Raw genomic sequence first — 18,513 nt, forward strand, 5'->3', positions numbered from 1 at the left:
GCCGGGTGGCGCGGGTCACCCCGGCGAGGCCGCCGCGGGCGCGCCCAGGACGTCCCGGACGGCGGCCAGCGGCACCGGCACCAGCGGCAGCGCGCCGGTGCGCAGGACCCGGCCGGGCTCCGAGAGCAGCACCATCGGGGTGTGCCCGGGGGCGCAGTCCAGGTAGCCGCGCTTGTTGTCGAAGGCGAGCCAGTTCCCGACCTCGGCCGCGTCGACGTCGGCCGGCAGGGCGGTGTGCAGCCCGGCGGCGGCCACCAGCTCGTGGTGCAGCTCGACGAGCCCGGCGTCGGCGTGGCCGAGCCGGCGGGAGACCTCGGCGGCCACGACCGACCCGATCGCGACGCCGGCGCCGTGGGCGATCGCGCCCCGGGTGGTGTGCTCGACGGCGTGGCCCACGGTGTGGCCGTACTCCAGCACGAGGCCGTCGCGCCGCTCGTGCTTGTCTGCGTGAGTCACCTGCGCCTTGGCGGCGAGGCTCTCGCCGATGATCCAGTGCAGGGCCTCGTCCGCGTACCGGCCGTCGGGCCGCAGCTCGTCGGCGAGCCGCGGTGCCATCGAGGGGCGGATCGCCAGCGCGTTCTTCACCACCTCGCCCATTCCGGAGCGGAGTTCGCGCAGCGGCAGGGTGCGCAGCATCGCGGTGTCGGCGAGCACCTCCACCGGCTGGTGGAAGGTGCCGACCAGGTTCTTGCCGAAGCCGGTGTTGACCGCCTGTTTGAGCGAGAGCACCGAGTCCAGCATGGCGACGACGGTGGTGGGCACGTGCACCAGCCGGATCCCGCGGAAGAGCAGGGCGGCCAGCAGTCCGGCGATGTTGCCGGTGAGGCCGCCGCCGAGGGCGACCACGGCGGTGCGGCGGTCGGCGCCGAGTTCCAGCGCCTGTTCGGCGAGCCGGTGGACGGTGGCGAGGTCCTTGTTGGCCTCGCCGGCCGGGTGGGTCAGCAGGGTGGCCGGGCCGGCCTCCTTCTCCAGTCTGGTGGTGAGGTCGAAGCCGTAGAGCGCGGCCACCGTGGTGTCGCTGACCACGAGGTAGCGGCTGGCCCCGAGTTCGGCGAGCCGGGCGACGATGCCGTCCGCGCAGTCCGTTCCCAGCCGGTACGGAAAGCTCGCGTCTTCCATGGTGATGGGCATGACGTGCAAGGTTCACCCCGATTGTCCGACGGATCGTGTGGCGGTGCGGGGCCCGGCGCTCAGCCGGGCAGGTCGGCGCTGTGCCGAAGGACCTTGGTGAAGGCGGTGGCGATGTCGTGCATGTCGCCCTCGTCGCCGAGCAGGGCCGCGTGGTGCAGGGTGGCGGTGCGCCGGGCGGACTCCCGGGCGACCGGCAGGCCGGCGGCGTCCGGGGCGGTGCGGCGGCGGTACTCCTCGTCGAGGGCGAACCGGGGGCGGCCGGCCGGGTCGTAGAGCCGGTTGGCGGGCAGCGGCGGGTAGCCGGGGGAGACCGGGAAGCCGAGTTCGGCGGTCAGGGCGCGGCAGGCCGACCCGCTGCCGAGGGTGCCGAGGGCGTCCTCGGGCAGCGCCGCGGCATAGGTGTAGTAGGTGCGCCGGGTGGTGCCGGGGCTGGTGGACTGGGGCCGGCAGCCGGCCTCGGCCAGCAGCCGGTCGAGCAGCGCGGCGTTGCGCCGGCGGGTCTCGTTCTGGCCGTCCAGTTCGGGCAGTTGCTCGGTGAGCAGAGCGGCCTGGAACTCGGACAGGCAGCGGTTGCTGCCCATCAGTTCGCCGGTCTCGACGAGTTCCATCGCACCGGGCGCGGGCGGGTGGGCCGCAAGGACCCGGCCGTCGGCGCGCAGGTGCTCGACGCGGCGGGCGAGCGCGGCGTCGGCGGTGATCACGGCGCCGCCCTCGCCGCTGGTGAGGACCTTGCTGTGCTGCATGCTGAAGGTGCCGGCGGTGCCCAGGGTGCCGACCTTGCGGCCGCGGTACTCGGCGCCGTGCGCCTGGGCGCAGTCCTCGATCAGCGGCAGGCCGTGCCGGCGGGCCAGCGCGGTGAGCGCGTCCAGGTCGGCGACGGCGGAGTAGAGGTGCACCACCACGACGGCCTTGGTGCGGCCGGTGACGAGGGCCTCGGCGGCGGCCGGGTCGAGGCAGAGCGTGTCCGGGTCGACGTCGCAGAACACCGGGACGGCGTTGACGCCGAGGACGGTGGAGGCGGACGCCACCCAGGACAGGGCCGGCACGATGACCTCGTCGCCGGCGCCCACCCCGCACGCCTCCAGGGCCAGCATCAGCGAGGCGGTGCCGCTGGCGGCGGGCACGCAGTGCGGGACGCCGTGGTAGTCGGCGAACGCGCGGGCGAAGCGGCGCTCCTGGGACTCGGTCCCGCGGTAGGGGCCGCTGATCGCCCAGCGGCCCGACTCCAGGACCTCCTCCAGGGCCTTGGCGGCACCCGGCGCCGCCTGCGGCCACCGGGGCCAGGGCCGGTCGCGGACCGCCGGGCCGCCGTTGACGGCCAGGGTGTGCGAGTCCATGCTCTCTTCCTTTCGCTGGGGACGGCGGGGCCCGGGCCGGCGGCGGTCGCGGCCGGGGCCGCCGTCAGGCCCGGAGGTTGAAGTACGAGCGGGTGTTGCCGTCGGCCCGGCGCAGGGCCACGTCGAGGGCGGTGGCGTAGTCGTCGAGCGGGTACTCGTGGCTGAGCAGCGGGCCGACCGGCACGGTGCCCGCGGCGAGCAGGGCGACGGCCTCGTCGAAGCGGTCGCCGGGGCCCATCGAGGCCTGGACGGTGAGCACCTTCAGCACGATGTGGTGCGGGGCCATCCGGTCGCTCTCCTCGATCCGGTAGCCGACCAGGCCGATCCGGCCGCCCGCGCGGACCGCTTCGACGGCCTCCTGGACCGCGAGGGGGTAGCCCGACGCCTCCAGCACCACGTCCGGCCGCAGTTCGGGGCGCTTCTCCACCAGCCGGACCAGGTCACCGGGGTGACCGGCGACGGTGGCCTCCACGCCGAGGGCCTCGGCGGCCCGGCGCCGCTCGGCGACCGGCTCCGAGACCGCGGTCACGATCCCGCCGCGCTGCCGCACGGCGAGCGCCAGCATCAGCCCGATGCCGCCCGCCCCGGTGATCGCGACCTTCTCGCCGGGCGTGACGGCGAGGCGGTCGACCGCGTTGAGCGCGACGGCCAGCGGCTCGACCTGGCAGGCCTCGCGCAGCGGTGTGCCGGCGGGCAGCCGGTGCAGGTTGCCCACCGGGACCGTCATGTACTCGGCGCAGGCGCCGTCCCGGGTGAACCCGAGCTCCTGGAGGCCGTCGCAGAGCGTGGGCGTGCCCTCCCGGCAGGCCCGGCAGCGGCCGCAGGCGCAGGTGAGGTCGCCGACCACGTCGGCGCCGACGAGCTCGGACCCGACGCCGTTGACCTCGACGACGGTGCCGCTCCACTCGTGTCCGGGGACGACGGGGTAGCTGAAGCCGTGCCAGACGCCCTTGTAGAAGGACAGGTCGCTGCCGCAGACCGAGTTGTAGGCCAGTCGCACCAGCGCCTCCCCCGGCGCCGGCGCGGGTACCTCGCGCCGGTCGAGCACGGCGCGGTGGGGGGCTTCGAACACCAGGGCTTTCATGCCGCAGTACCTCCGGATCGACCAGAACACAGTCCTGACGGCCTGTGACGACTGTCCGCTATAGCGGATGGTGGGCTCGGTGAGCGTACGCCGTCAATGGGTTTGCTTGTCAACCCTGGTGAATGGATGTATTGGTAGGACGGGATGGGCGTCCGCTTGAGCGGGCGGTCTGGACCTGTTGGCGGGGCATCGGCGATGAGACCCCGCACCGACCCCCAACCACCGGCCCTCACCACCGGCCCCGAGCGAAGGCGACGCACAACCTCGATGCCCCCAGTCGTCAGAAAGCTGCGTCGGCGCTGCGCGGCGGTGCTCGACGAGCTCCGCCTGCCGCAGCCGTTCTCCCTGGACACCCTCTGTCCGCACATCGCCGGACTGCGCGGGCGGCCCCTGCACCTGCACCCGCTGCCCGCCCAGGCCGCCTCGGCCGGCGCCTGCGGACTCTGGCTGGCCACCGCCACCGACGACCACGTCTTCGTCGAGCAGCGGACCGTGCGCCTGCACCAGGAGCACATCGTGCTGCACGAGATCGGCCACATGCTCCTCGGTCACCAGGGCCTCAGCCTCTCCGGCCGGCTGCCGGAGACCCTGCTGCCCGACCTGTCGCCGCGACTGGTCCGCCACCTGCTCGCCCGCGCGGACTACTCCACCGAGCAGGAGCAGGAGGCCGAGATGCTGGCCAGCATGATCCGTACCGACACCGGCCGCACGCGTCCGCCCGTGCCGACCGGCGCGCTCGGTCGGCTCCGGGCCGCGCTCGGCGTCCGGGACGGCGGCCATGGCGGGTGACCTCACCTCCGGCTTACAGCTCGCCGCGACGGCCGGGATGTGGGGCGCCGTCGCGGTCCGCGCCCGGCCCGCCCTGCGCTCGCCCCACCAGCGCGGCCTCTGGCTGGCCCTCGCGGCCTCCGCCGTGGCCATGACCCTCCAACTGCCCGGGGTGTGCGAGGCGCTGAACCTGCTGGTCGGGCCCGTCCACGTCGCCTGCCTGGTGCGCAACCTCGCCGGACTGGTGTCGACCGCCGCGGTCGTCCACTTCGTCGCCACCACCACCGGCCGACCGGAACGGCGCGGGCTGCTGGCCGCCCCGTTCGCCGCTGTCCTGATCACCCTCGTCGTCATCGACGTGCTGACCATGCCCCACCCCGAACCCGGCGGCGCACCGCCGCGGATCGGCTCCGACGTCCAACCCCTGGCCTACTGGGTGCTCCTGATCGGCACCCACCTGGCCGCGAACGCCGCCTGCGCCTGGACCTGTTGGCGCTACAGCGGCCCCACCGTCGGGCGGGAGCTGCGGCTCGGTCTGCGACTGTTCGGCTGGAGCGCGGCCTTGGCCGGGGTGTACTGGCTCGGCCACGGCGTGCTGCTGGCCGTACCCGCGGACCGGCTGCGGCCCGGGCTGCGGCTGCTGCTGGACCTGTACGCGGTGCTGCGCACGGCCGCGGTCCTGGTGCCCACGGTGACGGCGGTGGCCGGGGCGGCGGCCGACGTCCGGACGGTCTGGCGGCTGGCCCCGCTCTGGCGCGACCTGGTGACCGTGGTGCCGCAGGTCGCCCTCGGCGAGGTCCGCCCGCGGGTCGCGGAGCTCCTGCGGCCCCGGCTGCCGTGGCGGCTGCTCGCCTACCGGAAGGTCATCGAGACCCGGGACGCGATCCTCGTCCTGCAGGAGTACGTCGGGCCCCGGCTCGTCGAACGGGCCCGGGCCGTGACCGCCCACCTGCCGGCGCGGTCGGCCGAGGCCGAGGCGTTGGCCTGCGTGCTGCTGGTGGCGCGGCGCAACCGGCTCGCGGGTCGGGCCCCGGACCGGGCGGCCGCCGCCGGGACCGCCGGGCCCGGGCTCGGTGGCGAGCCGCCGACCGCGGGCGGGCCCGCCCGGTCCGGCGGCCTCGGGCGTCAACTCGCCGACGAGACCGCCTTCCTGGTGGCGGTGGCGCGGGCCCGCAGATCACCACTGGTCCGCCGGTTCGAGGCGGGCGGCGCCGCGCGGGGCCGGGATGCGTGAGGGCCCGGCCGTGCGGCATGATGACGCCATGGACCGCACGTTACGCCATCGTTACTCGACCTATGAGTGGACGCCGGTGACTGACGGTGACTCAGGGGCCTTCGTGCACCTGCTCGTCGGACCGCGCTCGAAGCTCTACGCCAAGATCGCCCCGGCGGCGCCGGACGGCAATCCCGCGCTCGACCTGGCCGCCGAGGCCGACCGCCTGGCCTGGCTGGCCGACCAGGGCATCCCGGTGCCGCGCATCGTCGACCGCGGCGCGGACGCCGACGCGGTCTGGCTGGTCACCGAGGCCGTCCCCGGCGTCGGCGCCGCCGAGGAATGGCCGGCACACCGGCGCCCGGCGGTGGCCGCCGCGATCGCCGGGATCGCCCGGGCGCTGCACGAACTCCCGGTCGACAAGTGCCCCTTCGACCGCAGCCTCGCCACAGCCGTCCCGCTCGCCGAACAGGCCGTCGCCCACGGCCTGGTGGACCTGGAGAACCTGGAGGACGAGCGGGAGGGCTGGTCGGGGGAGCGGCTGCTCGCCGAACTCCGGCGCACCCGCCCGGCCGACGAGGACCTCGTCGTCTGCCACGGTGACCTGTGCCCCAACAACGTCCTGATCGACCCCGACACCCTCACGGTGACCGGGCTGATCGACGTGGGCCGCCTGGGCCGCGCCGACCGGCACGCCGACCTGGCGATCGCGCTCCGCGAGCTCCGGCACGTCGAGGACCCGTGGTTCGGCCCGGACTGCGTGGAGAGCTTCCTGGAGCGCTACGGGGCGACGGAGCTGCGGAGCGACCGGATCGCCTTCTACCAACTGCTCGACGAGTTCTTCTAGTTCTTCGCAGTCCCTTCGAGCTCGTTCGAGTCCGACCGGTTGTGGCGGTCGCTCCGGCCGCTCCTGTTCCTCCGGGCCCGGCCCGGAGGAACAGGAGCGGCCGCGCTCAGCGAATGCCGAGCGCGGTGCGCAGCGTGTCGAACAACTCGGTCTGGTCGGTGACGCCGAGGACACGCTGGGAGTACGGCCCCTGGGCGGCGATCCGCACCTGTACGCCGGTGTGCTCCTCGCCGTCGCCGTCCGCGTTGGTGGCGTAGGCGACCTTCAGCGGAGAGCCCTCGTCGGTGACCAGGGTGGTCGACAGTCCGCGCGCCCTGGCCTCCACCGGCAGGATCTGACTGGCGTGCCCGTGGTCGGCGGTGGTGATCACCAGCGTCCCGGGGTGGCGGGCGGCGTAGTCCCGGGCGACCGCGACCGCGCGGTCGAAGGCCACCGTTTCGCCGATCTGTCCGCAGGGGTCGGCCTCGTGGCCCTGCTTGTCGACGGAGGCGCCCTCGACCTGGAGGAAGAACCCCTTGCCGTCCTTCCGGTCGGGCCGTCGGGCGGTCAGCAGCTCCAGCGCCCGGGCGGTCTGGGCGGCCAGGCTCGGGGCGCCGACGGGCCGCTCGGGGTTGCTCGGCACGCACCGCTGCGGCGCGGTGCCGCCGAGCACGGCCGGCTTCCCGGTCCACTCGACGGGGACGGCTCCCGGCGCGAACAGTCCGAGGACCGGCCGGCCCGGGTCGACCCCGCGCAGGCCGGCCGCGTCGGTCACCACCTGGTGGCCGCGCCGTCGGGCGACCTGGGCGACCGTCAGCCCCTGGTCGGGTCCGTCGGTGACGACCTGGTCGAAGCGCTCCCGCCCGCCGCCGAGCAGGACGTCCACGTCGAGCGCCACGGTCTGCTCGGCGATCGAGCCGCCGCCGCCGGCGGCCCGCAGGTCGGCCGGGCAGTCCGCCATGTCGGCGGGCCCCTGGCAACTGCGGTCGCCGACATGGGCGGTGAGGGCCGCGGGAGTGGCGTCGGTGAGCTCGGCGGTGGTGACGCTGCCGGTCGCCAGGCCGGCCCGGCGGGCGAGTTCCAGGACGGTCGGCAGCGGCCGGTCGGTGTCGGGCGTCTTGGAGATCCGGCCGTTGACGGTCTTGCGGCCGGTGGCCCAGGCGCTCGCGCTCGCCGCGGAGTCGGTGACGTACTCGGGACGGCCGCCGCTGTCGACGGCGTAGGTGGTGTAGACGCCGGTGGCGGGGAACCGGTCGAGCTGGAGGCGTCCGGCCGCGCCGACGGTGTAGTTGCGGGCGAGGGTGATCTCGGAGTCCCCCATGCCGTCGCCGATCAGCAGGATGACGCCGGTGGCCGGGCGGTTGCGGGCCGACTCCTCGGCCCCGGCCGGAGCGGCCGCCGCGGCCGCGGCGGCCGCGGCGACCACCAGGGCTCCGGCGGCCACGGCCGCGATGCGCCGCAGGGCGGTTCGGCGCCGGTTCGAACTCGGCGGACCGGAAGGGGAATTCGTCACGCTGCCGCACCTCCGCTGGGAACGGTCGGGGGAGACTTTGGTGTCCGCTGTAGCGGACAGGTGTGTGCGTGAGCGTACGCCTACGCGGAGTTTCCTTGTCAACCCCGCCGGATGGCGGTATTTGTAGCGAGCAGACTTGTCCACATCAGCGGGCGGAACACCTCTCGACCGGGGGACCGCAGCGGGCGGGAGTGACGGATGACCGACAGCGACCCGGTGGCGGACCGAGCGGTGGGAAGATCCCTGCTGCGGAAGTTCGACCAGCGACTCAACACGCTGATCAGCGCCATCTACCCGGACGAGCGGACCCGGCCCGGCTACGCCCGGCTGGCCAAGGAGATCCGCGACACCACAGGCGGCGCGATCTCCGCGACCTACCTGTGGGAACTCGCCACCGGCAAGAAGCGCAATGTCACGCTCGAACAACTCGACGTCCTCGCCGAGTTCTTCGGCGTGCCGCCCGAGTACTTCCTGAACGACGCGGTCGCCGAGCGGGTCAACTCCCAGCTCAGGCTCGCGCACGCGCTGCGCGACACACGCGTGCGCTCGCTCGCGCTGCGCGCCGAGGGGCTCTCCGCGGCGAGCCTCGACGCGCTGCTGATCATGGTCGACCAGGCCCGGGCCGTCCAGAACCTCTCACCCGTCAGCGCCGACCCGGACCTTCCGGCCGACGGCACGAACTGACCGCCCTGCCCCGCTCGTGCGGCGAAGCTCCGCACCAGTGCCAGGGTGATCGCCAGGTATCCCGCCAGGCCCGCCGTCGCGACCAGGCAGTTCCACCGCCCCGCCCGATCGGGGCCGCCGCCCGTGCACCGTCCGGCGCCAGGAGAGGACGGTGGCGACGACCGCCAGCAGGAGGAAGTCGGTCAGGGCCTCCTGGGCGATCCGGTGGACCGCCCGCTGGACGGGCTCCGGCTTCTTTCGGGCACTCCACCGACCAGGCGGGCGTCCAGACCGCTGCCCGTCACGAGGGCGGCGAGCTGTTCCCGGGTGGGCCGGGGGCGGTCCCGGTCTCCGTGCTGCCGGAAGCGCGCAGCAGGGTGACCATGTGCCGCAGCTCCTCCGGGGTGGCGACGCTCGGCCTGCGGATGGTGCGCGCCGCCTCCCTGGTCCCGCTGCTGTCCGCCCCACCTGCAGGGCACCGGCGCCCACCGCGGTCCGGCCCTGGGGGAGCGCTGTCATCCTCGGACGACGTCCGCGTACGGCGCGTCCGCGTACGGCGCGTCCGCGTACGGCGCGTCGACGGGGGGTGCGGTGCGGATCGGCGCCGGTCCGGCACCGGTGCCCGCCGGGGCTCAGCTCCGCCGGAAGAACTCCAGCTCGGCCAGGGCGAGATGGCGGTCGCCGTCCAGGCCCGCGGGGTCGTCGAGGGTCAGCCGGACGGTGGTGGCGTCGCTGATTCCGGTGGGGAAGGTCTGCGGGCCGGGCTTGTCGATCAGGTTCAGCCGCTCGACCGTCTTCCGGCCGTCCGAGGCCGTCACCTCCATGTCGATCCGCAGCGCCCGCCCCTCGCGGGCGTAGTCCTCGGGCGAGGTCGAGGCGCCGTTGGTGACGATCACGGCCACCAGGCGGAAGGGCTTGGCGAAGGTGAAGGTGATCGAGGCGCCGGGGCCCGGTGCGCCCCAGTAGCGGTTGCTGAGCCCGTCCGTGGCGTTGCCCGCCGGCCGGCCGGCGACCTCGGCACTCGCCTCCACCCGGACCGGGGTCACCGGCTTGCTCTTGCCCAGCTTGTCCCGGGTGTCCTCGATCAGGTTCCGGCCGGCCGGCAGCAGCAGGAAGCCGCCCGCGCACAGGGCCAGCACCACGGCCAGGACCACCAGGAAGCGCGTCGTCCGGCCCGAGCCCGCCCGGGTGCGGCGGCCCGGCCGGATCCTCCGCCACCAGGGGAGCGGCGGTGGGGCCGCACCGGGTGCGAGCCGGGTCGCGCAGCGGCGGCAGAAGCGCCGGTCGGGCGGGTTGGGCGTGCCGCAGGACGGGCAGGGCGTCCCGGCGGTGTCGTCGTCCACCGGGACCGGCCGGACGACCGGACGCGGTGCGACGGCCTTCGCCGGCCGCACCGGCTGCGGTGAGTCGGCGGGAGTAGGGGCGGAGACGTGCGGTGGCCCGGCGGGCGGCGGGAGCTCGGCGGGTGCCGCGGGGGCGGCAGGCAGCGCGGGGGCGGGGGGAGGTGAGGGGTCGGGAGTCGGTGAGGGGTCGGCACGCCGGGGCGCGGCGGATCCGGCCGGGTGGTCGGCAGCCGGGGCCGTCGGGGCCGTCGGGGCAGCCGGGGAAACCGGGGCCGTGGGGGCAGCCGGGGAAACCGGGGCCGTCGGCGCAACCGCCGGGGCAACCGGGGTGTCCGACCAGCCCAGGTACGAGCCGCAGTTGCCGCAGAAGCCGTCCGTCGGGCCGTTGGACGCCCCGCACGCGGGACACTCACGCATCACTGTCGCCCCTCCTCGCTCGTGGGCGGTCCCGGCAGGACCTCCACCCGGCAGACCGTGTGGACCGGGCACAGGCTCCGGACCAGCGCCCGGACCCGGTCCGCGTCCACCCGGTGCGCCCCGTCCGCCCCGTCCACCGCTCCGCCGTGCCGAGGCCACACCCGGACGAGCACCTCGTCGGCCGGGGCGGGCGGCAGCGCGCCACCGGCCGTGTTCGACCAGGCGGCCCCGCCGTCCCCGGTGATGTCGGCGGACACCCCCAGCATCAGGCGCAGGGCCTCGACCAGGCCGCGCCGGGTGCCGCTCCAGCGGTGCAGTTCCACCGCGCCGGCCACCGCCTCGCGGCGCAGCGCCGTCGGCCAGCGCGGGTCGTCGGTGCCGCCCACCCAGGTGGCCAGCCAGGCCAGGAAGTCGGCCGGGGCCAGTCGCGGATCGAAGTACGAGGGCAGGTTGTCGAGGGTGGTGAACACCGGGGCCAGTACCGTGTCCAGCCCCGCTGTGAACCGCTGCGCGAAGTCGTCCTCGGCGTACAGCGCGGGCAGCTGCTCACCGATCGGGTACCGGCTGGGCAGGCCCGGGACGGCGGCCCGGCTCATCCGCGCACCTCCGGCTCCCGCGCGGTCACGACCACCTGGTGCTGGTAGGAGAAGACCAGCGCGCCCGGCCCGACGTCGATCCGGTCGACCGGGGCGCCGCGCCGGCCCGTGACCGGGTCGGCGGCGAACAGCCGGATCTCCTCCACCACCACCTCCCCGACGGCGCGTTGCAGCACGCCGAACACCTCCCCGTACTGAACGGGCCGCCCGAACGCCCGGCCCGTTCCGTCGGGTCCGCCGCGCAGGGGGTCGAGGTGCCGGTAGAGCGCGTCGAGTGCCGCGTCGCGCACCCGGTCGGCGTCCGCGGCCGGTGCCGAGAGCCGGGCGACGACGGTGACGCCCTGGTAGAACGGCGGCTCGACGAGGAGCCGGGTGCCGATCAGGCGCCGCTCGTCGAGGGCCGCGGTGATCCTGGCGAGGACCTGGTCGGACGGGATCAGCTGCTCGAAGCGCAGCCGGCCGCCCTCGTCGGCCACCGCGTCCGGCACCACCAGGACCCGGACCGCGCCCGCGCCCGCGTCCCGGTCGGGAAGGCAGCGGACCCGGCGCACGGAGGGGGCCGCCTGCCGGGCGATGATCTCGTGGTCCTCGGCGGTCACCGCGCGCTCCTGCATGCGGAGGGTCTCCGGTGCCCGCAGCTTGGCGTTGTCGACCGTCTCCCCGGCGACACCGCCGCGCGCCGCCTCCCGGTTGACGACCCGGGCGACGTAGGGGACGGAGCTGCGCAGGACGGAGACCGCGCCGCGGGAGACGTTGCCCGCCGGGCCGCCGCCGGTGCGGTAGCGGGCCACCCGGATCCGGGCGCCCTTGGCCGGCACGGCCCCGCACGGACGCAGGGTGCCGTCGGCCTCGCGCAGCACCGGCGGGAACGTGAACTCGCCGGTGGTGGCGTCCACCCGGACGTGCCGGTCGGCCGGTCCCGAGCGGCCGAAGTGCTCCACCACCTCCCAGCGCTGCCACCCGTCCGGGGAGGACACCTCCACCACCGGTGGTTCCCCGTCGAGCAGCACGGGCGGACGGCCGAGCCGGAAGGACTGCCCCGCCACCCCCTCCGACACACCGAGCGGTACGTCGGTCACCCGCTCGGCGTGCTCCACGGCCGTCGTGCCGCCGACGGTGAAGACGGCGGCCTCGCGCACCGTCGGCGACTCGGAGTAGAACGGCTGCCCCGGCTCCGCCTCGGTGACCCGGCAGCGCAGCCAGCCCGCCCTGGTCCCGCTGACCAGCGACGCCGTGTGCCCGGCCGGGACGTACACGATGACCTCACCGGGCCGGTTCAGCCCGCCGGTGGTGTCGGAACCGGTCTCGCAGCGCTGCCACCGGCCGCCGTCCCACGCCTCCCAGACCAGCGGGGGCTGGCGCGGGTCGACACCGACGCCCTCGACGCGGCTGTCCAGGCGGACCGCCACCACGCAGCGCGGCACCGCCGTCGGCAGTCCGAACAGCACCGCGTCGCCGGGCTCGGGCGCGGCCTGGAAGCACGGGATGTCCCGGCCCTCGGCCAGGGCACCCGTCCGGTCGGTCTGCTCACCGGTGCGGGGCGCGGTGACCAACCTGGTCAACTCGCTCGGCACGATGCGCAGGTCGTCGGTGGTGGCGAAGACCACGGCCGCCTCGGTCTCGCCGGCCGCGGTGGTCACCTCGGTGCCGGCGGGCAGCGTCACCGTGTCCGGTTGGGGGGCCGACAGCCAGAAGTCGACCTCGGCCACGGCCGCCGAGGGCGGGTACAGCCGGATTCCCAACAGGTCCAGGAACGCCAGGTAGTTCTTGTCCGGGACCCGGTTCAGCCGGTACAGCAGCTGGTCCACGAGGTAGGCGAACGTCTCGATCAGCGTGACGCCCGGGTCGGAGACGTTGTGGTCGGTCCACTCCGGGGCGCGCTGCTGCACGTACCGCTTCGCCTCGTCGACGAGCTGCTGGAACCGTCGGTCGTCCAGGTTGGGGGAGGGCAGGGCCATCAGTCCGCGACCGTTTCCTCGGTCCCCTCCTCGGAGGGGATCGTGTAGAAGGGGAAGACCAGGTTTCGCCGGTCGTTGGTGGTGCGCACCGTGTAGCGCACGTCGATGTAGAGGGTGGCGGTCTCCACCGCGTCGAAGGCCACGACGACCTCGTCCACCGCGATCCGCGGCTCCCAGCGCTCCAGTGCCTCGCGCACCTGCTGGGCGATCCGCCCGGCGGTGACGCCGTCGCCGGGGGCGAAGACGTACTCGTGGATGCCGCAGCCGAAGTCGGGCCGCATCGGTCGCTCGCCGGGCGCGGTGCCCAGTACGAGGCGGATGGCCTCCTCGAGTTCCCGCTCCCGCTCGACCATGGCGATCCCGCCGGTCGGCCCGACCCGCAGCGGGAACGCCCAGCCGCGCCCGATGAACCGGTCGCCCATCACAGTCCGCCGATCAGCACGTCGGGCGCTCCGGTCAGGACCGTCGCGCCGCACGCCGCCCGGTCGCGGGCCCGCGCGGCGGGCAGTCCGCCGATCAGCACCGCGCCCCCGGTGACCGCGGCCGGGCTGGGCAGCAGCACGTTCCCCGGCCCCAGGGCTGCGTGCGGCGGTACCGGGCAGACGTGCAGGCTGCCCACCACGGCGGCGGGCCGCCCGCCGATCAGCACCGTCGCGACCTGCGCGGCGGTGCCGGGCGGCGGGGTCGCGACCCGGCCACCGTGGTCGGTGGGGTCACCGGTACGGGCTGCGGCTGGCATCGGGGGCTCCTCGGGGAGAAGGGGGAGGGAGGTCGGTCGGGGGAGAGGAGGCGCCGGGCGCCCGTGCGGGGTCAGTTGATCCGGACCAGGCGGCCCTTGAGCACGGCGAGCAGGCCGCCGTCGACGGAGACGTCCGCCGTCCCGGACACCCGGACCGACCGGCCGCCGATGCTGACCCCGGCCGTGCCGTCGATGTCCACCTGCCGGCCGGTCACCTTCACGGTGCCCTGCCGGGCGTCGAGCGTGATGCCGTCCCGGTCCAGCAGGACGGAGGTCAGCGGACGGTTGCGTCCCGCGTACACGGTGAGCTCGATCCGGTCCCGGCGGTCGTCCAGACGGACCTCCAGCCGTTCGTCCCCGGTCACCAGCCGCAACCCGGAGGGGCCCGGCGCCGGTGCGTCCAGCAGCTCCACGCGGTGACCCGAACGCGAGGCCACCGAGCGGCGGTTGACCTTGCCGCTGGTCGCGTCGACCAGAGGCACGTCGTGCGGCGAGGGCTGGTCCACCCCGTTGTAGAGCCCGCCGATCACGTACGGACGGTCCAGCAGGCCCTGCTCGAACCCGACCAGCACCTCGTCGTTGACCTCGGGACTCACCACCCCGCCACCGCCCTTGCCGCCCCACTGGACGGTGCGCACCCAGTCGGTGACGTACGTGTCGTCCAGCCAGGGGAACGTCAGCCGCACCGCGCCGCGTTCGGACCCGTTCGGCTCGCGCACGTCCGTCACCACGCCGATCGCCAGACCGGGGATGCGCGGGCCGCGCCCCGGCGCGTCGGCGCCCGCCATCAGACCGGGCAGGGAGCGGTCCGCGCCGGCGTCGACCCACACGGTGGTGCGGTAGCCGCCGTGGGGCTCCAGCACGTGCTGCACGGCCGTCGCCGTGTACCGGCCGGAGAACGCCGGCCCCACGTTGCCCAGCGCCACCGGTTTGCCCGCCCGCAGCAGCGGATTGCCTTCGGCCACCGCCTCCAGGTCGCCGAAGCCGGCGCTCACCCGGGCCGCCGCCGCGCGGGCGACCGCCGCCGTCTCCGCCTGCGTCCGGTAGGGGGTGTCGGTGACGGCCACGACCGACCTCCCGAACCGGGCGGCCGTCCCGGGAGCGAGCCCCGGCACCACGGTGTCGCTGACCACGGACGGCTGCTCGGCGACCAGCGGACGCTTCGTGGCGACGTCCCAGCCGCGCACCTGCACCTTCGAGGCGCCGTCGGCGGCCGACAGCGCGGCCCGCAGCGCCAGCAGGTTGCGCCCGTACTCCAGGACCATCGGGTCGAGCACGGCCGACGTCGAGGGCGAGGGCGCCCCGGACGCCTTCGCGGGCCTGGTGAACTGGAGCAGCCCCTTGTCGTCGACGCGCACCCGCGCACCGCTCTCGCCCGCGAGGAACTGCAGGAAGTCCCAGTCGGAGACGTTCGCCTGCGACAGTTGCCGGTACGTCACCGGCGCGGCCTCCACCTTCCCGACGGCGAGGCCGGCGCCCGCGGCCACCTTGCGGACGATGTCCGCGGCCGTCATGTTGCGGTACGCGACGACCTTGCGGCCGCGCTGCAGCCGGTGGGCCTTGGAGTAGGCGCGGACGACGGTGAACGACCCGGTGCCGTCCCGGTCGATCTCCAGGGCCGTGACCTCCCCGTCGAACAGCCGCTCCCGCGCCTGCCCCTTCGCCGTCGTCACCGACACGCGCAGCGGGGAGCCGATGGTGATGCCGGTGGCGCGCAGGAACTCGTGGTCGGGGTCGCGGTAGGTGAGCACGGCGGCGTCCGGCAGGCTCACGTTCTCGTCGACCACGCAGCTGACCAGCTGCGCCGCCCAGATCTGCGGCAGCTCGCCGGGTGCCTCCACGATCGGGTCGGCCGCGAAGGACCTTCCCCCGGAATCGAACCCGCTCACCGTTCCCCCTCACTGCTGCCGCTGCCGAACCCGCTGCCGTTGCCGAACCCGTTGCCGCTGCTTCGTCCGCTGCTTCGTCCGCCGGCGGGACCGTTGTCCGGATGGTCGTCGCGACTGTGGTCGGGCAGTCCGTCGTCGTAGGCGTGCCCGTCGCCGGTCAGCCGGACCCGGTCGTCGTCCCGCAGGGCCGGCACCACCAACTCGGTGCCCGGGGCGAGTGCCATCGGGTCGTCGATGCCGTTCGCCTCCGCGACGACCCGCCAGGCCGTCGCGTCGCCGTACTCGCGCCAGGCCAGCATCGCCAGGCTGTCGCCCGCCACCAGGGTGTGGGTGCTGCGTGCGGTGCGCGCGCCCGAGGTCGGGTTCTGGCCGGGCGGTTCGACGCTCGCCTCCTCGATGGACAGTGAGCAGGTCGCCCGCAGCGGCGTGCCGTCCACGTCGAAGAGCGTGTACGAGACCGACAGGTTCGACAGCACCCCGTCGAACGAGGTGGTGCGCGCGCTGCCCCACTCGAAGCGCACCCAGGGGCTCGCCGGCTTCTTGCGGCCGAGACTGGCCGGGGTCGGCACGCACGCCTTCATCAGCTTCTCGACCGCCTGCTCCACCGAGTCGTCGTGGGTGGCGGTGGCGTCCAGGAAGACCTCCAGGCTCAGGGTGCGCGGGCCGCTGCCGACGAACTCGGGCAGCGCCGACTGCCCCGCCATCCGGGACGGGGACCGCCGCCACTCGGTGGTCTTGCCCAACTGCAGGGTCGAGGGGTTGAACTGGAGGTCGAGCCGGGCGATCGTCCCGCCGGGCTTGGCGCCGACGGAGGCCGGGGGCTCTTTCAGGGTGAGCTGGGCCCTGGCGCGGCTGGCGCGTGCCGAGAAGGCCATGGCGTGGCTTCCTTCCGGAGCGGGAGTACGGCGGTCGGTCGTTCGACGGGGTGGTGGTGGGACAGGGTGGTGGTGCGACGGGGCGGTGGTGGCTGGGTGCTGGTGGGACGGTCAGGCGGGGAGCAGCCCCGCGTGGGCGATCTCCAGGGTCTCCACGGCTGCCGCGGAGTTGGCCGGGTCGAAGGACGGACCCTGCCAGCGGACCGGGACGATGCCGAACACCTGCCAGCTGATGATCCGGCTCAGGTCGGGCCGCAGGGCCACGATCTCGCCGTCCTTCGGTTCGACCCGCCGCAGCGTTTCGTCCAGCCAGCGGCCGATCTTCGCCGTGTCGGCGGTGACCGGCCGGGTGAGGGTGATGTTCGACCAGGTCACGCGGCCCGGGAGCTGCCAGGTGAAGCCGTTGTTGCCGCCCTCGGCGTAGCTCTCCATCTCGACCTCGGCGCCCATGCCGGAGCAGGTGTGGAAGGCGCCCAGGTCGTTCCCGCCGATCGCCAGCCGGAAGAACACGCTGGTCGCGAAGATGTTGTCCGTCATCGGTCCGTCGTCCGTTTCTCGTTCGTGCGGGTGCTCAGCGGCGGCCGTCGAAGGTCCGCCCCGCGCGGTCCCGGCCGCGCCGCAGCTCGGCGCGCAGCAGGCGGGCGACCGGGTCCAGCAGGCGGCGCGCCAGGTCCTCCAGGTCGAGGTCGCCGCCCTGCGTTCCGGCGGCACGCGGACTTCCGCCGGTTCGGTCGGCGGCGGTGACCCGCTGGTCCGCGGCGGTGGTGCTACCGGTGACGGTGGTGCGCGGGGTGGTGGCGGCGGTGGCCGGGACGGCGCCCCGGCCGCCGCCGGTGTCGCGTTGCACGGGCAGCGGGGCCGGGGGCGGGGTCGGTGGCGAGGCCGGGGGGTCTCCGGGCGTGCCGCCGGGGTCCGGTGTCCTGGACCGCGCCGGCGGCACCACGGGGACGGGCCGCGCGGAGGACCCGGCCGGGGAAGGCCGGACCACCAACGGCGGTGTATGCGGGGTGGTCACGGGCAGCGGGCCGGACGAGCGCCCGGGGCCGGAGGTACGGAGGGCTTCGGGTCCGGGCCCACGAAGGGGTTGGGACGGCCGAACGGGGCCGGAGGCGGACGCCTGGTGCGGGCCGGGGGAGCCGGGCGCCCGCTGGAGGTGCTGCGGCGCGGCGGCGGAGGGCCGGTCGACCCAGCGTGCCGCGACCACGGGGCGGCTCACCGCGCGGGCGGAGGCCATGGGGACCGTCGCGCTCCCCATGTCCGGGCCGCTGCCGACGGCCAGCGGTCGCGCCGCGAGCAACTGGACGCTGCGGTGCGGTGCGGCCGGTGCCCGGTCCGGTGCCCGGTCCGGTGACCCGGACCGACCGGCGCGGACGAGTGGCACGGGCCCGCTCCTCCGTGCCCCTGCGGGCGGCGCGGGGACACCGGTGCGGCGGCCGTGCCGGGATGCGGTGGTCGGGGACGCGGTCATCGGTCGCGGCGTGGTCGGGGACGCGGTGGTCGGTGGCGTGGGAGCCGGTGAGGTGGGAGCCGGTGACGGGGCCGAGGATGCGGGGTGCTGTGCCGCTCCCGGCACGGGCACGGGCGTGGGTACGGGCATGCGCTGGACGGTGGACGGGAGCGCGGGACGGTTGGCGGTGGGTGGCATCGCGGGCAGCGGGGCCCCCAACCCGGCGCGCGGGCGTCGCGCGGTCAGTCCAGGGCCGCCCTGGGCAGCCGGCGCCTCCGGCTGCCGCTGCACGACCGGCAGGGCCGGCGCCCGGGTCGGCGCCGCTGCGGAAGGGACATCGACGGCCCGCGCCGGGACGGTCGCGTGGTTTCCCAAAGGTGCTGCGGTGGTCGGGATTTCGGTCAGCGGCGGACCGAGTGTCGGCCGCCCGGGCGCGCGTTGCACGGCCGCGCGTTGCAGGGGCACGCCCTGAACGGGTGTGTCGGTCGCGGTCTCCGTCGGGCGCTGCACGATCGGCATGCCTGGTGCGGGAGGGGTGGTAGTCGCTGCCAGGGGTGCTGGGGTGGTGGGGAGTTCGGTCGTCGGTGTGCCGAGGGTGGGGTGGTCGGCCGCGCGTTGTACGGGTGTGTCGGTCGCGGTCTCCGTCGGGCGCTGCACGATCGGCATGCCTGGTGCGGGAGGGGTGGTAGTCGCTGCCAGGGGTGCTGGGGTGGT

16 protein-coding genes and 1 pseudogene are annotated in these 18,513 nt (G+C 75.2%); 4 read left to right on the forward strand and 13 right to left on the reverse strand.

Annotated elements, in window-relative coordinates; all coding sequences use genetic code 11:
• Positions 1–15: 15 nt before the first annotated feature.
• The 3 genes from ACIPYS_RS25160 to ACIPYS_RS25170 all read right to left on the reverse strand — a co-directional run bounded on the left by ACIPYS_RS25160 (position 16) and on the right by ACIPYS_RS25170 (position 3,552).
• Entirely contained in the window at positions 16–1,131 is a 1,116-nt protein-coding gene (locus ACIPYS_RS25160; RefSeq protein WP_400749798.1) for a 2-deoxy-scyllo-inosose synthase, read from the reverse strand.
• Positions 1,132–1,190: 59 nt separating this feature from the next.
• Entirely contained in the window at positions 1,191–2,468 is a 1,278-nt protein-coding gene (locus ACIPYS_RS25165) for a DegT/DnrJ/EryC1/StrS family aminotransferase (RefSeq protein WP_093863638.1), read from the reverse strand.
• Positions 2,469–2,532: 64 nt separating this feature from the next.
• Positions 2,533–3,552 (reverse strand): zinc-binding dehydrogenase, encoded by a 1,020-nt coding sequence (locus tag ACIPYS_RS25170; RefSeq protein WP_400749802.1) that lies wholly within the window; start codon positions 3,550–3,552, stop codon positions 2,533–2,535.
• 267 nt (positions 3,553–3,819) lie between these two features.
• Between ACIPYS_RS25170 and ACIPYS_RS25175 the strand changes: the two genes are divergently transcribed.
• The 3 genes from ACIPYS_RS25175 to ACIPYS_RS25185 are packed head-to-tail and all read left to right on the forward strand — an operon-like array spanning position 3,820 to position 6,380.
• On the forward strand, positions 3,820–4,341 hold the full coding sequence (locus ACIPYS_RS25175) for a hypothetical protein (RefSeq protein ID WP_093863640.1): 522 nt from the start codon (positions 3,820–3,822) through the stop codon (positions 4,339–4,341).
• A complete protein-coding gene (locus ACIPYS_RS25180; protein ID WP_400749806.1) occupies positions 4,331–5,554 on the forward strand; it encodes an MAB_1171c family putative transporter in 1,224 nt (407 codons plus the stop codon). Before ACIPYS_RS25175 ends, ACIPYS_RS25180 begins: the two co-directional genes overlap by 11 nt.
• A 28-nt stretch (positions 5,555–5,582) precedes the next feature.
• On the forward strand, positions 5,583–6,380 hold the full coding sequence (locus ACIPYS_RS25185) for an APH(3') family aminoglycoside O-phosphotransferase (protein ID WP_400749809.1): 798 nt from the start codon (positions 5,583–5,585) through the stop codon (positions 6,378–6,380).
• 106 nt (positions 6,381–6,486) lie between these two features.
• Here the strand turns inward: ACIPYS_RS25185 and ACIPYS_RS25190 are convergent, their stop codons facing one another.
• The gene (locus ACIPYS_RS25190; RefSeq protein WP_400749813.1) at positions 6,487–7,872 is read right to left on the reverse strand and encodes an alkaline phosphatase; all 1,386 of its coding nucleotides are present in this window, start codon (positions 7,870–7,872) and stop codon (positions 6,487–6,489) included.
• Between the two features lie 198 nt (positions 7,873–8,070).
• Here ACIPYS_RS25190 and ACIPYS_RS25195 point away from each other — a divergent pair, with 198 nt between their 5' ends.
• Positions 8,071–8,556, forward strand: coding sequence for a hypothetical protein (locus tag ACIPYS_RS25195; RefSeq protein WP_093863643.1), 486 nt, complete (start codon positions 8,071–8,073; stop codon positions 8,554–8,556).
• A 611-nt stretch (positions 8,557–9,167) separates the two neighbouring features.
• Here the strand turns inward: ACIPYS_RS25195 and ACIPYS_RS25200 are convergent.
• The 9 genes and pseudogenes from ACIPYS_RS25200 to ACIPYS_RS25240 all read right to left on the reverse strand — a co-directional run bounded on the left by ACIPYS_RS25200 (position 9,168) and on the right by ACIPYS_RS25240 (position 17,199).
• Positions 9,168–9,878, reverse strand: coding sequence for an NADase-type glycan-binding domain-containing protein (locus ACIPYS_RS25200; protein ID WP_400749816.1), 711 nt, complete (start codon positions 9,876–9,878; stop codon positions 9,168–9,170).
• Positions 9,879–10,294: 416 nt separating this feature from the next.
• Positions 10,295–10,891, reverse strand: a complete 597-nt coding sequence (locus ACIPYS_RS25205; protein WP_400749819.1) for a phage tail protein — start codon at positions 10,889–10,891, stop codon at positions 10,295–10,297.
• Positions 10,888–12,849 carry a putative baseplate assembly protein gene (locus tag ACIPYS_RS25210; protein WP_400749822.1) on the reverse strand — a complete coding sequence of 654 codons (1,962 nt, stop codon included), beginning with the start codon at positions 12,847–12,849 and terminating at the stop codon, positions 10,888–10,890. Before ACIPYS_RS25210 ends, ACIPYS_RS25205 begins: the two co-directional genes overlap by 4 nt.
• Positions 12,849–13,271 carry a GPW/gp25 family protein gene (locus tag ACIPYS_RS25215; protein ID WP_030307173.1) on the reverse strand — a complete coding sequence of 141 codons (423 nt, stop codon included), beginning with the start codon at positions 13,269–13,271 and terminating at the stop codon, positions 12,849–12,851. Before ACIPYS_RS25215 ends, ACIPYS_RS25210 begins: the two co-directional genes overlap by 1 nt.
• On the reverse strand, positions 13,271–13,588 hold the full coding sequence (locus ACIPYS_RS25220) for a PAAR domain-containing protein (protein ID WP_093863647.1): 318 nt from the start codon (positions 13,586–13,588) through the stop codon (positions 13,271–13,273). The genes ACIPYS_RS25215 and ACIPYS_RS25220 overlap by 1 nt, the downstream gene beginning before the upstream one ends.
• 71 nt (positions 13,589–13,659) lie before the next feature.
• Positions 13,660–15,477 (reverse strand): VgrG-related protein, encoded by a 1,818-nt coding sequence (locus ACIPYS_RS25225; protein ID WP_093863648.1) that lies wholly within the window; start codon positions 15,475–15,477, stop codon positions 13,660–13,662.
• 176 nt (positions 15,478–15,653) lie between these two features.
• Positions 15,654–16,352, reverse strand: a pseudogene (locus ACIPYS_RS25230) (peptidase M23); the annotation flags it as partial.
• A 111-nt stretch (positions 16,353–16,463) separates the two neighbouring features.
• Positions 16,464–16,889, reverse strand: a complete 426-nt coding sequence (locus tag ACIPYS_RS25235; RefSeq protein ID WP_030394849.1) for a phage tail protein — start codon at positions 16,887–16,889, stop codon at positions 16,464–16,466.
• Positions 16,890–16,923: 34 nt separating this feature from the next.
• Positions 16,924–17,199, reverse strand: a complete 276-nt coding sequence (locus ACIPYS_RS25240; protein WP_400749828.1) for a hypothetical protein — start codon at positions 17,197–17,199, stop codon at positions 16,924–16,926.
• Positions 17,200–18,513 lie beyond the last annotated feature (1,314 nt).

It is taken from the genome of Kitasatospora sp. NPDC089913 (genome assembly GCF_044748625.1).
Lineage (GTDB): Bacteria > Actinomycetota > Actinomycetes > Streptomycetales > Streptomycetaceae > Kitasatospora.

Bases quoted from the DNA above. Each gene is read 5' to 3' on its own strand.
- ACIPYS_RS25185 (WP_400749809.1), top strand. From the start codon at position 5,583: ATGGACCGCACGTTACGCCATCGTTACTCGACCTATGAGTGGACGCCG.
- ACIPYS_RS25175 (WP_093863640.1), top strand. From the start codon at position 3,820: ATGCCCCCAGTCGTCAGAAAGCTGCGTCGGCGCTGCGCGGCGGTGCTC.
- ACIPYS_RS25220 (WP_093863647.1), bottom strand. From the start codon at position 13,588: ATGCCAGCCGCAGCCCGTACCGGTGACCCCACCGACCACGGTGGCCGG.
- ACIPYS_RS25215 (WP_030307173.1), bottom strand. From the start codon at position 13,271: ATGGGCGACCGGTTCATCGGGCGCGGCTGGGCGTTCCCGCTGCGGGTC.
- ACIPYS_RS25210 (WP_400749822.1), bottom strand. From the start codon at position 12,849: ATGGCCCTGCCCTCCCCCAACCTGGACGACCGACGGTTCCAGCAGCTC.
- ACIPYS_RS25165 (WP_093863638.1), bottom strand. From the start codon at position 2,468: ATGGACTCGCACACCCTGGCCGTCAACGGCGGCCCGGCGGTCCGCGAC.
- ACIPYS_RS25235 (WP_030394849.1), bottom strand. From the start codon at position 16,889: ATGACGGACAACATCTTCGCGACCAGCGTGTTCTTCCGGCTGGCGATC.
- ACIPYS_RS25205 (WP_400749819.1), bottom strand. From the start codon at position 10,891: ATGAGCCGGGCCGCCGTCCCGGGCCTGCCCAGCCGGTACCCGATCGGT.
- ACIPYS_RS25180 (WP_400749806.1), top strand. From the start codon at position 4,331: ATGGCGGGTGACCTCACCTCCGGCTTACAGCTCGCCGCGACGGCCGGG.
- ACIPYS_RS25195 (WP_093863643.1), top strand. From the start codon at position 8,071: ATGACCGACAGCGACCCGGTGGCGGACCGAGCGGTGGGAAGATCCCTG.
- ACIPYS_RS25160 (WP_400749798.1), bottom strand. From the start codon at position 1,131: ATGCCCATCACCATGGAAGACGCGAGCTTTCCGTACCGGCTGGGAACG.
- ACIPYS_RS25170 (WP_400749802.1), bottom strand. From the start codon at position 3,552: ATGAAAGCCCTGGTGTTCGAAGCCCCCCACCGCGCCGTGCTCGACCGG.